Source organism: Paracoccus methylovorus (assembly GCF_016919705.1).
Classification (GTDB): domain Bacteria; phylum Pseudomonadota; class Alphaproteobacteria; order Rhodobacterales; family Rhodobacteraceae; genus Paracoccus; species Paracoccus methylovorus.
On the sequence record NZ_CP070368.1, the window covers coordinates 507,990 to 521,994 of the forward strand.

Annotated in this window: 14 protein-coding genes; 7 read left to right on the top strand and 7 right to left on the bottom strand. The window is 64.9% G+C overall.

Annotation, left to right across the window (positions count from 1 at the left end):
* Window positions 1-169 precede the first annotated feature (169 nt).
* The 5 genes from JWJ88_RS02510 to ruvC are packed head-to-tail and all read right to left on the bottom strand — an operon-like array spanning window position 170 to window position 3,657.
* On the bottom strand, window positions 170-580 hold the full coding sequence (locus tag JWJ88_RS02510) for a PaaI family thioesterase (protein WP_205294550.1): 411 nt from the start codon (window positions 578-580) through the stop codon (window positions 170-172).
* On the bottom strand, window positions 573-1,598 hold the full coding sequence (ruvB, locus tag JWJ88_RS02515; RefSeq protein WP_205294551.1) for a Holliday junction branch migration DNA helicase RuvB: 1,026 nt from the start codon (window positions 1,596-1,598) through the stop codon (window positions 573-575). The genes JWJ88_RS02510 and ruvB overlap by 8 nt, the downstream gene beginning before the upstream one ends.
* Entirely contained in the window at window positions 1,595-2,473 is an 879-nt protein-coding gene (gene htpX, locus JWJ88_RS02520; protein WP_205295099.1) for a zinc metalloprotease HtpX, read from the bottom strand. The genes ruvB and htpX overlap by 4 nt, the downstream gene beginning before the upstream one ends.
* A gap of 7 nt (window positions 2,474-2,480) precedes the next feature.
* On the bottom strand, window positions 2,481-3,152 hold the full coding sequence (ruvA, locus tag JWJ88_RS02525) for a Holliday junction branch migration protein RuvA (RefSeq protein ID WP_205294552.1): 672 nt from the start codon (window positions 3,150-3,152) through the stop codon (window positions 2,481-2,483).
* 10 nt (window positions 3,153-3,162) lie between these two features.
* The gene (gene ruvC / locus JWJ88_RS02530) at window positions 3,163-3,657 is read right to left on the bottom strand and encodes a crossover junction endodeoxyribonuclease RuvC (RefSeq protein WP_205294553.1); all 495 of its coding nucleotides are present in this window, start codon (window positions 3,655-3,657) and stop codon (window positions 3,163-3,165) included.
* A 123-nt stretch (window positions 3,658-3,780) separates the two neighbouring features.
* Between ruvC and JWJ88_RS02535 the strand changes: the two genes are divergently transcribed.
* Genes JWJ88_RS02535 through JWJ88_RS02560 form a run of 6 tightly spaced genes read left to right on the top strand, consistent with a single transcriptional unit; the run spans window position 3,781 to window position 9,707 of the window.
* The gene (locus JWJ88_RS02535; protein ID WP_205294554.1) at window positions 3,781-6,621 is read left to right on the top strand and encodes a monovalent cation/H+ antiporter subunit A; all 2,841 of its coding nucleotides are present in this window, start codon (window positions 3,781-3,783) and stop codon (window positions 6,619-6,621) included.
* On the top strand, window positions 6,621-6,992 hold the full coding sequence (locus JWJ88_RS02540) for a Na+/H+ antiporter subunit C (RefSeq protein WP_205294555.1): 372 nt from the start codon (window positions 6,621-6,623) through the stop codon (window positions 6,990-6,992). Before JWJ88_RS02535 ends, JWJ88_RS02540 begins: the two co-directional genes overlap by 1 nt.
* Window positions 6,989-8,548: a monovalent cation/H+ antiporter subunit D gene (locus tag JWJ88_RS02545; protein WP_205294556.1), complete on the top strand. Its 1,560-nt coding sequence runs from the start codon at window positions 6,989-6,991 to the stop codon at window positions 8,546-8,548. Before JWJ88_RS02540 ends, JWJ88_RS02545 begins: the two co-directional genes overlap by 4 nt.
* Window positions 8,545-9,036 (top strand): Na+/H+ antiporter subunit E, encoded by a 492-nt coding sequence (locus JWJ88_RS02550; protein ID WP_205294557.1) that lies wholly within the window; start codon window positions 8,545-8,547, stop codon window positions 9,034-9,036. The genes JWJ88_RS02545 and JWJ88_RS02550 overlap by 4 nt, the downstream gene beginning before the upstream one ends.
* Window positions 9,033-9,302: a K+/H+ antiporter subunit F gene (locus JWJ88_RS02555; protein ID WP_205294558.1), complete on the top strand. Its 270-nt coding sequence runs from the start codon at window positions 9,033-9,035 to the stop codon at window positions 9,300-9,302. The genes JWJ88_RS02550 and JWJ88_RS02555 overlap by 4 nt, the downstream gene beginning before the upstream one ends.
* 9 nt (window positions 9,303-9,311) lie before the next feature.
* The gene (locus tag JWJ88_RS02560; RefSeq protein ID WP_205294559.1) at window positions 9,312-9,707 is read left to right on the top strand and encodes a Na+/H+ antiporter subunit G; all 396 of its coding nucleotides are present in this window, start codon (window positions 9,312-9,314) and stop codon (window positions 9,705-9,707) included.
* Between the two features lie 224 nt (window positions 9,708-9,931).
* On the opposite strand, the gene dapA is transcribed toward JWJ88_RS02560, so the two are convergent.
* The gene (gene dapA / locus JWJ88_RS02565; RefSeq protein ID WP_205294560.1) at window positions 9,932-10,807 is read right to left on the bottom strand and encodes a 4-hydroxy-tetrahydrodipicolinate synthase; all 876 of its coding nucleotides are present in this window, start codon (window positions 10,805-10,807) and stop codon (window positions 9,932-9,934) included.
* Between the two features lie 103 nt (window positions 10,808-10,910).
* Between dapA and JWJ88_RS02570 the strand changes: the two genes are divergently transcribed.
* Window positions 10,911-13,064 carry a lytic transglycosylase domain-containing protein gene (locus JWJ88_RS02570; RefSeq protein ID WP_240200178.1) on the top strand — a complete coding sequence of 718 codons (2,154 nt, stop codon included), beginning with the start codon at window positions 10,911-10,913 and terminating at the stop codon, window positions 13,062-13,064.
* Here the strand turns inward: JWJ88_RS02570 and JWJ88_RS02575 are convergent.
* On the bottom strand, window positions 13,018-13,983 hold the full coding sequence (locus JWJ88_RS02575) for a DMT family transporter (RefSeq protein WP_205294561.1): 966 nt from the start codon (window positions 13,981-13,983) through the stop codon (window positions 13,018-13,020). The genes JWJ88_RS02570 and JWJ88_RS02575 overlap by 47 nt on opposite strands.
* Between the last annotated feature and the right edge of the window lie 22 nt (window positions 13,984-14,005).

Below are 14,005 nucleotides of genomic sequence, written 5' to 3' on the forward strand. Positions count from 1 at the left end.
GGGGCTTTGCCCCCGCGCGTTCCGCGCTCCCCCAGGATATTTTGGCACGAAAGAAGCGGAGGGGCCGGCCGTCGCCTGCCTTGTTCTTTTGTGTTCAAATATCCTGCGGGGGTCCGGGGGCGCAAAGCCCCCGGTCGCGGCCGTAGAATCTAATGCGGAAGTGCGGCTGTCAGACCGGGATCATCGTTCCTTGAAGCATGGCGACGTGTTTACGGTTTTCGCCGATCTCGGCCCAGACATCGGCTGCAACGACCATGATGCGTCGGCCGGGACGGATCACCCGCCCCTCGGCCACGAGCCGTTCGCCGGTTGCCGGGGACATCAGGTTGATTTTCATCTCGACCGTCATGACCTCGGCGCCTTCGGGCATGAGGGTCAACGCGGCATAGCCGGCTGCCGAATCGCCGATGCTGAAGGCCAGACCTGCATGACCCGCGCCATGTTGCTGTAATGAACTCGGCAGGATCGGAGCTGCTATGGTGATGCGCCCCGGCTCAATGGAAGCAAGTTGCGCGCCAAGCGTATGCATCATGCTCTGGCTGTCGAAACTGGTGCGGATGCGATTTTCAAGATCATTCATCGAACAGGCTTTCTTGTGTGCGGGGGGGATCGACGCCCAGATGTCGCCAGCCCAGCCGCGCCAGCATGCGGCCGCGCGGAGTGCGGCTAACCAGCCCTTGCTGCATCAGATAAGGCTCGATCACCTCTTCGATAGCGTCGCGGCTTTCGGACAGGGCGGCCGACAGCGTTTCGACCCCGACCGGCCCACCGCCATAGTGCTCGGCAAGCAGCGTCAGATAGCGGCGGTCGGCGCTGTCGAGACCGATATGGTCGACGCCCAATCGGGTCAGCGCCGAATCAGCGATGGCGCGGGTAAGCCGCCCGTCGCCTTCGACCAAGGCGAAGTCGATCACACGGCGCAGAAGACGACCGGCGATGCGCGGAGTCCCCCGGGCGCGGCGGGCGATTTCGTAGGTGCCTGCAGACTCGGCGGGGATGCCCATCAGCCGCGCGCCACGGCTGACGATCAGGTCGAGCTCGTCGATGGTATAGAATTGCAGCCGCGTCGGGATGCCGAAACGGTCGCGTAACGGCGTGGTCAGCAGGCCCAGCCGGGTGGTGGCGCCGACCAGTGTAAAGGGTTGCAGCTCGATCCGCACCGTCCGGGCGGCAGGGCCTTCGCCGATCACCAGATCCAGTTCGAAATCCTCCAGCGCCGGATAAAGGATTTCCTCGACCGCCGGGTTCATACGGTGGATTTCGTCGATGAACAGCACATCGCGGGCTTCCAGATTGGTCAGGATCGCCGCAAGATCGCCCGCGCGGGCCAACACCGGGCCGGAGGTCATCTTGAAGTTCACGCCCAATTCGCGCGCGATGATCTGCGCCAGAGTGGTTTTGCCGAGGCCGGGGGGGCCGTAGAACAAGGTGTGATCCATGGCCTTGCCGCGCATGCGCGCGCTTTCGATAAAGACGCGCAGGTTTGCCCGCGCTTCGGCCTGACCGACGAAATCCTCGAGCCGTTGGGGCCGCAGCGCGCGGTCTTCGCTGTCCGTTTCCAGCGGCTCGGGGCGCAGCATGGGATCGGGTTGGCTCATCGGCCGCCCCATGGGCCGGCAGAGGGCGCGCCCGAGGCGGCCATGGCTTGCAGGCGGGCGATCCGCTCTTCAGTGGGCGGATGCGTCGAGAAAAGCCGATCCATGCGCATCGCATGCAGCGGGTTTACGATGAACATCGATGCTGCTGCCGGGTTCTTCTCCGCCGGGATGTTCACCACCTGACCCGCCGCGCGCGAGATCTTGGCCAGCGCCGAGGCCAGCGCCATCGGCCGGCCGCAGATTTCAGCGCCGGTGCGGTCGGCTTCGTATTCCCGGGTACGCGAGATCGCCATCTGCACCATCCCCGCCGCCATGGGCGCGAAGATCATCGCCAGAATCGCTGCCAGCCCACCGCCGCGATTGTCGCTGCGCCCGCCGAACATGGACGAAAACATCAGCATATTGCCCAGCATCGCGATTGCGCCGGCCATGGTTGCGGTGACGGTCATGGTCAGCGTGTCGCGGTGCTTGATATGGGCCAGTTCGTGGGCGACCACGCCGGCGAGTTCGTCGCGATTCAAGGTTCGCATGATGCCCTGCGTGACCGCGACCGCGGCGTTTTCCGGGTTGCGGCCGGTGGCGAAGGCATTGGGCTGCTCGGTTTCCAGCACATAGACCTTGGGCATGGGCATGCCCGCCCGTTGCGCCAGTGCCGCGACCATGTCGACCAGTTCGGGGGCCTGCTGGCGTGTGACCAGCATGGCACCCTGTTGGCGCAGCACCATCTTGTCGCTGTTCCACCATGCGAAGAGGTTGCCCGCGCCGGCGATCACCAGCGCGATCACCGCGCCGCCCTGACCGCCGATCAGCCAGCCCATGGCCATGACCAGCGCGGTCAGGGCGGCCATGAGGATAAAGGTGCGCAGGTTTCCGATCATGGTCTTACTCCTTTGGGGCCAGCAACCGCAGGGCCGCGCGGATCAGCGTCGCAGTTGGTGCGCCGGGTTCCCGACCGGCGGCTTCGGCCACGGCCGATGCGGCCTCTGACGGAGCATAGCCCAGATTTCCCAAGGCCGAGAGCGCGTCGGACGTCGTCTGGGCCGAAGAAGGCAGCGGTTTGATTGGCGCCGCCTGCGTCGCGGTTGCTTCGATCACTTCGACATCTGGCAGCGGGCCGGGATCGACGGTCAGCATGCCCCCCAACGCCATCACGGCGGGGGCCTTGTCCTTGAGCTCCATCACCACGCGTTGTGCCAGTTTCGGCCCGACGCCGGGGGCTTTTCTCAGCGCGGACCAATCGCCAAGCGCCAGGGCGCGGGACAGCCCGTCCGGTCCCAGCGTGCCCAGAACCGCCAGCGCCACCTTGGCGCCCACACCCTGAACCGAGGTCAGCAGCCGGTGCCATTCCTTTTCCAGCAGCGTGGGAAAGCCGAAAAGCTGCAACAGATCCTCTCGCACCAGCAATTCGGTATAAAGTGCGGTGGCCTGCCCGGCAGGGGGCATGCTGGCGGCGGTGCGTTCGCTGACATGGACGATATAGCCCACGCCGCGCACGTCGATCAGCACATGGTCCTGCGCCCGGTGCAGGATCACCCCGGCAATACGTCCGATCATGATCTGTTCCTCATGCGGTTGCCTTGATGCGCAGGGCGCGGCCCTGCAGATGATGGGCATGACAGATCGCCACGGCCAGCGCATCCGCCGCATCCGGTCCGGCGAATTCGACCCCCGGCAGCATGAAGCGGACCATGTGCTGGACCTGTTGCTTGGCGGCATGGCCCACGCCGACCACGGTCTTTTTGACGGCGTTCGGGGCGTATTCGCCGATCTCCAGACCTGCTTCGGCCGGGGCCAGCAGGGCGATGCCACGGGCCTGTCCCAGCTTCAACGTGCCAAGGGCGTCCTTGTTGACGAAGGTCTGCTCGACTGCCGCGGCATCGGGGGTGTGGCTGGCGATGACCGCGCAAAGCCCGCGATAAAGCGCGGCCAGCCGCGGACCCAGATCGCCCGCCTCGGAATGGACGACGCCGTTGCCCAGATGCCGCAGGCGCGGCCCATCCACCGCGATCACCCCCCAGCCCATATTCCGCAGACCGGGGTCTATGCCGATGATCTTCATACCTGTTCCCATTTTTAGGCAAGCGTTAGCACGAAAGGCGAACATCGCCTAGCGGCTTTGTCATCTGCTTGACATCGCCGGCGCCCATCGGGAACAGAGGGGCACGAAAAGGAACGAGGGACCATGTCGCCAGCACTGATCGCCGTGCTTCCGTTCATCGGGGCCCTGCTGCCCGGACTGCTGATCCGATCGGGACGCGATATCGCCGCGATGGCCAGCGCCACGGCGACCTTGATCGCCCTGCTGGGACTGTGCCTGCACATCCCGGCCATCATGGCGGGCGAGGTGGTGACGGCGCGTTTCGCATGGCTGCCCTCGCTGGGGCTGAACGCGCATTTCCGCATCGACGGGCTGGGCCTTTTGTTCGGCATCCTGATTCTGGGAATTGGTCTGCTGATCATTGCCTATGCGCGCTATTACCTGTCGAGCAAGGATCCGGCAGGTGTGTTCTATACCTACCTGATGCTGTTCCAGGGCGCGATGCTGGGAATCGTACTGTCGGACAACATCCTGCTTTTGCTGGTGTTCTGGGAGCTGACCTCGCTAAGCTCGTTCCTGCTGATCGGCTATTGGAAGCATCTGCCCGAGGGGCGGCAGGGCGCGCGCATGGCGCTGACCGTGACCGGCATGGGCGGGCTTGCCATGATCGCGGGCATGCTGATCCTGGGCAATATCGCCGGCAGCTTTGACATCGGCGACATTCTGACCGCGCGCGAGGCGGTGCAGGCCAGCCCTTATTATTTACCGGCGCTGATCCTGATCCTGCTGGGGGCATTCACCAAATCGGCGCAGTTCCCGTTTCATTTCTGGCTGCCCCATGCGATGGCCGCGCCGACGCCCGTGTCGGCCTATCTGCATTCCGCGACCATGGTAAAGGCCGGGCTGTTCCTGATGGCGCGACTGTGGCCGGTGCTGTCGGGCACGCCCGAGTGGTTCTATATCGTCGCCACCACGGGACTTGTGACCATGGTGCTGGGGGCCTGGATCGCCATGTTCCGCGACGACCTGAAATCGCTGCTGGCCTTTTCCACCGTGTCGCATCTTGGCCTGATCACCATGCTTTTGGGTTTTGGCACCGAGGCGGCGGCGGTGGCTGCGGTTTTTCACATCATCAACCACGCGGTGTTCAAGGCGGCGTTGTTCATGACCGCCGGCATCATCGACCACGAGGCCGGCACGCGTTCGATTGCCCGGCTGGGGGGCCTGCGCCGGCTGATGCCTGTGACATTCGCCATCGGCACCATTGCGGCGCTTTCCATGGCGGGCATCCCGCCGCTGAACGGTTTTCTGTCAAAGGAACTGATGCTGGAACAGGCGACCCAGGCTGTCTGGCAGGGCAATCCCAGCCTCATCTTCGTGATGGCGACGCTGGGGGCAGTGTTCTCGGTCTGTTATTCGCTGCGTTTCGTCGGGCAGGTGTTCCTTGGGCCGCAGCGCACGGATTATCCGGAAAAGCCGCATGATCCCGGCTTTGGCCTGTGGTCCGCCCCGGCGTTTCTGGTGGTGCTGGTGGTTCTGATCGGACTGTTTCCCGACACCATGGCCGGATGGCTGGTCGAGGTCTCGGCCAGTGCCGTCACCGGCGCGGCCCAGCATCCGCATCTGGCACTGTGGCATGGCGTGACGCCGGCGCTGATGTTGTCCATTGCCGCGCTGGTCGGTGGGGTGGTGCTGCTGGTGCTGAACCGCCGCCTGCTGGCGCTGCGTGCCGCCATTGCCTGGCCCGAGGCCAAGGTCATTTTCGACGCCATCACCCGCGCCTGCACTTGCGCGGCGATGGTCTTTACCGACCGGCTCACCAACGGTTCGATGTCGCGGGCCTTTGCCGCCTTTTCGCTGACCGTGGTGCTTTGCGGGCTTTGGGCATTCTCGACCGGGGGCTATCAGGGTGCGACCCGGCCGATGCTGCCGGTTCAACCCGTGCCGTTCGTTGGTTGGATGGCATTGATGGTGGCGACCTGCTGCATGGTGGCATTTCACCGCCACCGCATCCTTGCGCTGGTTCTGGTCGGCATCATCGGGCTGATGGTGTCGGTCAGCTTTATCTATCTGTCCGCACCCGACCTTGCGCTGACCCAGATCTCGGTCGAGGTGGTTACGGTAGTCCTGCTGTTGCTGGCGCTGAACTTCCTGCCCAAGTTCACCAGAATCGAAAGCCGCGACCGCAAGCGCGGCGTTGATGCTTTTATCGCCACGGTGACGGGGCTGGGGTTCGGGGCGCTGGCCTATGCGGTCATGCGCAGCGATTTCGCCTTTCCGTCGATCTCGGACTATATGATCAAGAACAGCCACAAGCTGGGCGGCGGCGACAACGTGGTCAACGTCATTCTGGTCGATTTCCGCGGCTATGACACTTTTGGCGAGATCACCGTGTTGGGGATTGCCGCGCTGACCATCTTTGCCCTGACCGAGACGCTGCTGGCGGGGACCAGCGGGATGCGGCTGCGCAACTGGCTGCACGACAGCCGCCGCGCCGGCGACCGTCATCCACTGATGCTGGTCGTCGTCACGCGGCTGATCCTGCCGGTGTCGCTGGTGGTCGGACTCTATATCTTCCTGCGCGGCCACAACATGCCGGGCGGGGGGTTTGTCGCCGGGCTGGTGATTTCCGTCGCGCTGGTGTCGCAATACATGGCCTCGGGCTATGCTTGGGCGCAAGAGCGGCAAAAGATCAACTATCACGCCCTGATCGGCGCCGGGGTCATGGCCGCCGGGCTGACCGGCATCGCGGCATGGTTCGCCGGGCTGCCGTTCCTGACATCGACCTATGGCTATGTGAAGCTGCCCGGGATCGAGGAATTCGAGCTGGCCTCGGCCATGGGCTTTGATCTGGGCGTGTTCCTGTGCGTGGTCGGCGCGGTGATGCTGGCGCTGAACTCGCTGTCGCGGATCGCAAGGGTTGCGGGCGAGACGGTGAACCTGCACCCGATGGATATCGACCCCAGCAAGGAGGCCCGGCCCTGATGGAACTTCTGCTGTCGAGTGCGATCGGAATGCTGACTGCGGCGGGGACTTATCTGATCCTGCGCAAGCGCAGCTTTGCCGTTGTTCTGGGCACCACCATGCTCAGCTATGCCATCAATCTGTTCCTGTTCTCTACCGGGCGGCTGGTGGTGAACGCGCCGCCGGTTCTGCACGATGGCGGTGTCTATACCGACCCGCTGCCGCAGGCGCTGGTGCTGACCGCCATCGTGATTTCCTTCGGGATGACGGCCGTGGTGCTGATGATGGCGCTGGGGGCCTTTCTGGAAGGCGGCGACGACCGCGTCGACATGCCGCGCGGCGACCGCGTGCCCCCAAATCACCCACCCGCCGCAGAGGACAAGGGCGCATGAGCCACCTGATCATTGCCCCCGTCGTTCTGCCTGCCGTCATGGGCGCGTTGATTATCCTGTGGATGCGTCAGGACCTGCTGCTGCAGCGGGTTTTCTCGATTACCGGGACCACGCTTCTGATGGCGGTCGCGCTTTACCTCAACGTCCTGGCGGGCAGCGGAGAGGTGCAGGTCTATCGCCTCGGCAACTGGGCGGCGCCCTTCGGTATCGTGCTGATGCTGGACCGGCTGGCGGCGCTGATGCTGCTGTTGACGGCGGTGCTGGCGCTGGCGGTGCAGCTTTATGCCGTGGGTTCGGGCTGGGACGGCAAGGGTCGGCATTTCCACGCCCTTTGGCAGTTCCAGTTGATGGGGGTCTGCGGGGCCTTCCTGACCGGAGACGCCTTCAACCTGTTCGTCTTTTTCGAGATACTGCTGATCGCCAGCTATGGGTTGATGATCCATGGCGGAGGAGAGATGCGGCTGCGCGCCGGCGTCCAGTATATCGCCTATAACCTTGCCGGCTCGACCCTGTTTCTGGTGGCGCTGGGGGTGCTTTATTCGGTTACCGGCACGCTGAACATGGCCGATATGGCGGTGCGCGTGGCGGCGATGCCCGCACAGGACACGGCGCTGTTGCGCGTGGGCGCGGTGTTGTTGATGCTGGTCTTTGCGATCAAGGCCGCCTTGGTGCCGCTGCATTTCTGGCTGCCTTCGACCTATGCCAATGCGCCGGGGCCGGTGGCGGCGCTGTTTGCCATCATGACCAAGGTCGGGGTCTATGGCATCATCCGCTTTTTCACGCTGGTCTTTCCGCAGGACACGGCAATCGAAAGCGTTGTGGCCGACCTGCTGCTGCCGGCGGCCCTGTTCACGCTGGCCATCGGCCAGATCGGCATCCTTGGCACGCGCCATCTGGGACGGCTCGCCGGTTTTGCCGCCATCGGTTCTATCGGCACGCTGATGATCGCGGTGGCGCAGTTTACGCCGCAGGGGACCTCGGCGGCGGTCTATTACCTGATCCATTCGACGCTGGCGGCGGGTGCGCTGTTTCTGATCGTGGACATGATCGGTGTGCGCCGGGGCGATCTGTGGCTGCGGCTGGGCGGGGTGATGCCCGGCAATGGGTTGATCGCGGCGCTTTATTTCGTCGTGGCCATAGCCGTGGTGGGCATGCCACCGTTTTCGGGCTTTATCGGCAAGCTGCTGGTGATGCAGGCAACGGGCACGGCGCCGGCGATGTTGTGGATATGGGCGACGATCCTGACCACCTCGCTGATCGCGATCTATGCCATGTCGCGCGCCGGCACGATCGTTTTCTGGAAAAGCTCCGAGCTTGGACAGGCCGGACCTTCTGGCGATTTCAGGGAGAGGGGGGACGAGCACACTCCCAACCTCGCCCATGCGCCGGCGAATTGGCTGGCCGTGGCCGCGGTCGTGCTGTTGTTGTCGGGGATCGTGGCCCTGACCGCCTTTGCCGGGCCGGTCATGCGCTTTGCCGAGGCGACGGCCGCTCAACTGCATAACCCCGACGCCTATGTCTCTGCGGTGCTGGAAGGGCAGGAGGGCACGAAATGATCCGCCGCCTGCTGCCCCATCCCTGGCTTTCCGTGACCCTGGTTCTGGTCTGGATGGCGCTGGTCAATCGCTGGGCCGTCGGCTCGCTGGTCTTTGCCGCGATCATCGGCGTGGTGGTGCCGCTGATCACTGCGCCCTATTGGCCGGGTGCAAAGGGCTTTCGTGCCCCCGGCAGGATTCCTGCCTATCTGGCCATCGTGCTATGGGACATAGCCAAGGCGAACTTCGCTGTCGCGCGGATCGTGCTGTTCATGCCGCGCCGCGCGCTTCAACCGGCATGGATCGTCGTGCCGCTGGACCTGCGCCAGCCCGAGGCGATCACGGCCCTGGCCGCGACCATCACCTTGACCCCGGGGACCGTCAGTTGCGACCTGTCCGAGGACGGCCGTGCGCTGCTGGTCCACGCCATGCACGCCCCCGACCCGGATGCGGTGCTGGACGAGATCAAGACCCGCTACGAGGCCCGGCTGAAGGAGATCTTCGAATGATCGGATACGCGCTGTTTTTCGCTTATGGCTGCTTCGGTCTGGCGCTGCTGTTCTGCCTTTATCGCGTGGTCTTTGCGCCGGGCCTGTCGGATCGGGTGCTGGCGCTGGACACCATGGCGATCAACATGATCGCGCTTCTGACGCTGTTTGGCATCGACAAGGGCACCACGATGTATTTCGAGGCCTCGCTGCTGTTCGCCATGGTCGGCTTTATCTCGACCGTGGCCTATGCGAAATTCGTCCTGCGCGGCGACATCATCGAATAGGGGGCGGGTATGATCGCGGAAATCGTCGTCTCGGTTCTGCTGGTGGTGGGCGGGTTTTTCGGGCTTGTCGGCTCTTATGGGTTGGTCAAGCTGCCCGATCCCATGACCCGGCTGCATGCGCCGACGAAATCGGCAACGCTGGGAGTGGGCGCAGTACTGATCGCCTCGTTGATCTGGTTTCCGGCACGGCATGGCCATCTGACCTGGCATGAACTGCTGATTACGCTGTTTCTGTTCCTGACTGCCCCAGTCACCGGCTATTTTATTGCCAAGGCGCATATGCACCTGGGATGGAGCCGCGATGAACTGCCCCGCCCGTCGCCGGGCAAAGACTGGGCAACCTTCTGCGACCCGGACAAGGAAAGTCTGGTGGATCGCCGCGCAGGGGATCGGCCGAACGGCTAGTCTGCAGGGGGCTTTGCCCCCGCGCGTTCCGCGCTCCCCCAGGATATTTAAGCACGAAAGAAGCGGAGGGACTGGTCGTTATCTCGTCATGTTCTTTTGTGTTTAAATATCCTGCGGGGGTCCGGGGGCGCAAAGCCCCCGGCTGCGGCTGCCGGGCTGGGTCATGATATGAAAAGGGGCGGATAACCGCCCCCTCGTCTTTAGATTTGTTTGTCGTGATGCGCTCAGATCAGCTTGGCATGAGCGAGTGCTTCGTCGATGCGGGCCTTGGTCGCATCAGTCAGTTCGACCAGTGGCAGGCGCACACGTTCGTTGCACAGTCCCAGCCGCGACATGGCGTATTTTGCCCCGGCAACCCCGGGCTCCAGGAAGATCGCCACATGCAGCGGCATCAGCCTGTCCTGATAATCCAGGGCTTTTGCGAAATCGCCGGCCAGAGTCGCCTCCTGGAACTCGGCGCAGAGTTTTGGTGCGACGTTTGCCGTCACCGAGATACAGCCCGTGCCGCCATGTGCGTTGAAGCCAAGCGCGGTCGCATCCTCGCCCGAAAGCTGGACGAAATCCGTGCCGCAGGCGGCACGCTGCATCGAAACGCGTTCGAGCTTTCCGGTCGCGTCCTTGACGCCGATGATGCGCGGCAGTTTGGCCAGTTCGCCCATGGTCTCGGGCAGCATGTCGACGACCGAGCGGCCGGGAATGTTGTAGATGATGATCGGCAGGTCGCTGGCATCGTGCAACGCGGTGTAATGCGCGATCATCCCGGCCTGGGTCGGCTTGTTGTAATAGGGGGTCACAACCAGTGCCGCATCTGCGCCTGCAGCCTGCGCATGCTGTACCAGACCGATTCCCTCGCGCGTCGAGTTCGAACCGGCGCCGGCGATGACCGGAATGCGGCCTGCCGCCATGCGCACGACCTCTTCGATGATCAGACGGTGCTCTTCATGGCTCAGCGTCGGGCTTTCGCCGGTGGTGCCGACTGGCACCAGCCCGTGGCTGCCCTGCTCGACATGCCACTCGACAAGCTTTTCCAGCACGGGGAGATCCAGCTCCCCATCCGGGGTGAATGGCGTGACCAGCGCGGGCAACGAGCCTCTGAACATGGGGGTATCCTGAATTTGCCTCTTACGGCGGCTTACATGCGGGCGCGGCGATTGCCAAGGATGTGAGTTGCGCCGCCCGGCGGAACCTCGCAGAAATGCAGCCATGATGTATCCTTTGCGCGACAGGATTCTGGGGCCGGTGCTGGCCCTTGCCGTAACCTTGGCCCTTCCGGCCGGGGCCGAGGATGGGGGTCACTTGTCCCGCGCGCTGCAGGCGGCGGCAGCGCGCGACTGGCCGGCGGCTGCGGCCGAGGCCGAGGCCTCGGGCCCCATCGCGCGCGACCTGATCCTGTGGCAGCGGCTGCGGGCTGGGCAGGGCAGTTGGGCGGAGTATCGCGACTTTGCCGCCCGCAACCGTGATTGGCCGGGGATGGCGCTGTTTTGGAAGCGCGGCGATGCGGTGCTGCGCGCAGATCTGCCGCCTGCCGAGGTGATCACGTGGTTTGGCGAACGCCGCCCAGATACGCTGAACGGCGCCATGGCGCTGATCGCGGCGCTGGAGGTGACCGACCTGCAGGCCGCGAAGATCGAGATCGCCCGCTTTTGGACCCAGCAGGCGTTAACAAAGCCCGAGGCCGATAGCTTTTTGGCTGCCCATGGTGCTGCCGTTGCCGATCTGCACGATGCGCGGCTGATGCGGCTTTTGGATCTGGGCGAATGGCAGGCGGCGCAGGTCGTGCTACCCATGGCTTCGGCTTCGGCGCAGGCTTTGGGCCGCGCCCGGCTGGCGCTGCAATCGGGGCAGGCGGGGGTGGATGCGCTGATCCTCGCCTTACCCGACGACCAGCGGAATGATGCAGGGTTGGCGCTTGACCGCTTTCGCTGGCGGGTCTGGGCCAAGATGCCCGAACTGGCGCGCGACCTGATGCTGGAACGCTCGACCAGCGCCGAGGCGCTGCGTGACCCGGCCGCCTGGGCCGGCAAGCGCGCGGATTATGCGCGGCTCGCCTTGCGGCAGGGGGATTGGGCGCTGGCCGAAAAACTGGCGGCTGGGCATTTCCTGCCTGCGGGCAGCGACGCCTATTCGGATCTGGAGTGGCTTGCGGGCTATGCTGCCCTGCGTGGGGGTGCGCCTGACCGGGCGCTGGACCATTTCCGAACGCTGGAAAAGGCGGTGGCCAGCCCCATCTCGCTTTCCCGCGCGCATTACTGGCAGGGCAGGGCGCTGGAAAGCAAGGGCGACGGCACCGGGGCCGAGGCCGCCTATGGCCGCGCAGCCGAATATCAATCGGCCTGGTATGGTCAGCTTGCCGCGGAACGGTTGGGCTTGCCGATGCAGCCGACGCTTGCCTTGGCCGGGCGAGGCGAGGACAGCCTGCCGGATTGGCGCGGCTCGTCCCTGCGTTCCAATGTGGTCTGGCAGGCGGGCGTCTGGCTGATGGCTGCGGGGCAGCCGGATCAGGCCCAGCGGTTCTTTCTGCATCTTGCCGAAACCGCCGAGCCCGAGGATATCGGCCGCATGGCGCGCATGATGCTGGAGATACGCCAGCCATGGCATGCGCTGCGGCTGGCCAAGGCCGCCGCTGCCAAGGGCGCGGTTTATCCGGCGGCGTATTTCCCGCTGACCGGGTTGGAGCAGACCGAACTGGGCCTGCCGCCCGAGCTGGTCATGGCCATTGCCCGGCGCGAAAGCGAATTCAATCATACCGTATCCTCGCATGCCGGGGCGCTGGGGCTGATGCAGGTCATGCCCGACACCGCGCGTTCGATGGCGCGGCGCATCGGCGAGCCGTTCGAACAGGCGCGGCTGACCCGCGATGCCGCCTATAACGCGCGGTTGGGGGCGGCCTATCTGGCTGGGTTGCGGGAACGCTTTGGTCCCTCGGTCGCGCTGGTCGCGGCGGGCTATAACGCCGGACCCGGACGCTCGGCGCGCTGGCTTACCGAATTCGGCGATCTGCGCGGGCAGGTCGATCCCGTGGATTGGGTCGAGATGATCCCCTTTGACGAGACGCGCAACTATGTCATGCGCGTGGCCGAGGCGCTGCCGATCTATCGCGCGCGTATCAAGGGCCAGCCAGTGCCGCTGGTGCCAAGCTGGGACCTAACCGGGGGCGGCATGAAGCCCGCGCCCGCGCCGCCGCCGATCCGTCTGGCCAACTCGGCCCGGCCGGTGATGGCTCTGCGCACGCTGGCGGGCTATGCTGCGGGCGGCGTGTTGGCCGAGGTGTTGGGTCCGGTGCCGATCACCGAGGCCAGCGCCGCGCCGGTCAACTCGGCCCGGCCCGCTCGCGCTGGCGAGAGCGCCACCAGGTGAACATACCCGCGCCGACGACGATAAGCCCGCCGACGGCGACGTTTGGTGCAAGGGTTTCGCCAAAGATCACCACGCCGAAGATGCTGACCCAGACCAGTTGCGTGTAGGAGAAGGGCTGCAAGGCCGAGGCCTCTGCCAGTTCATAGGCCTTGATCAGCATGAAATGCGCGATCACCGCGGTCAGGCATAGCAGCAAGAGCCAGGGGATGTCGGGCCCGGCGATGGGCTCCCAATGCCAGATGCCGATCAGGGTGATGGCAACAGCCCCGGAGATGCCGGTCCAGAAAAAGCTGACGATGGCCGAATCATCGCGTCCGACCAACCGGGTCAGCAGCCCATAGACCGCGAACATGGCCGCGCCGACAAAGGGCAGCACAGCATCGGTGCTCAGTGCGCCGCTGCCGGGCTTCAGAACGATCAGGATGCCGGTAAAGCCCACCCCGACCGCCGCCCAGCGGCGCCAGCCGACCTTTTCGCCCAAGAAAGGTCCCGACAAAGCCGAGATCAACAGCGGATAGCAGGAAAAGATCGCATGGGTGTTGATCAGCCCCAGCCGCACGAAGGCCTCGACCGTGACCACCACTTCGGCCACCAACAGCACGCCGCGAAACACCTGCGTCCATGGCCGTTTGGAGCGCACGGCGCGGGCAAGGCCCCCCGGCGCCCGGGCGCAAAGCAGGATCACGAATGCCGCGAAGAACCAAAAGCGCAGCATGATGATGAAAATCGGCGAATAGGCCGCGCCCAGATAGCGCGAGATGCCGTCCTGCGCGGCAAAGATCAGCGCCGAGGCGCAAATCATCAGGACCGCTGTGCCCTGCCTGTCCTTGCTTTGCGGGGGCGTGGCAAGCGGTGGGGGAACGGCAGGCGGGCGGGCTGCCGGGGCCATAAGCGGCCCCGTCTGGCGGTTGTTGGGCATGGCGCGAATCCCGGGGGTGAAG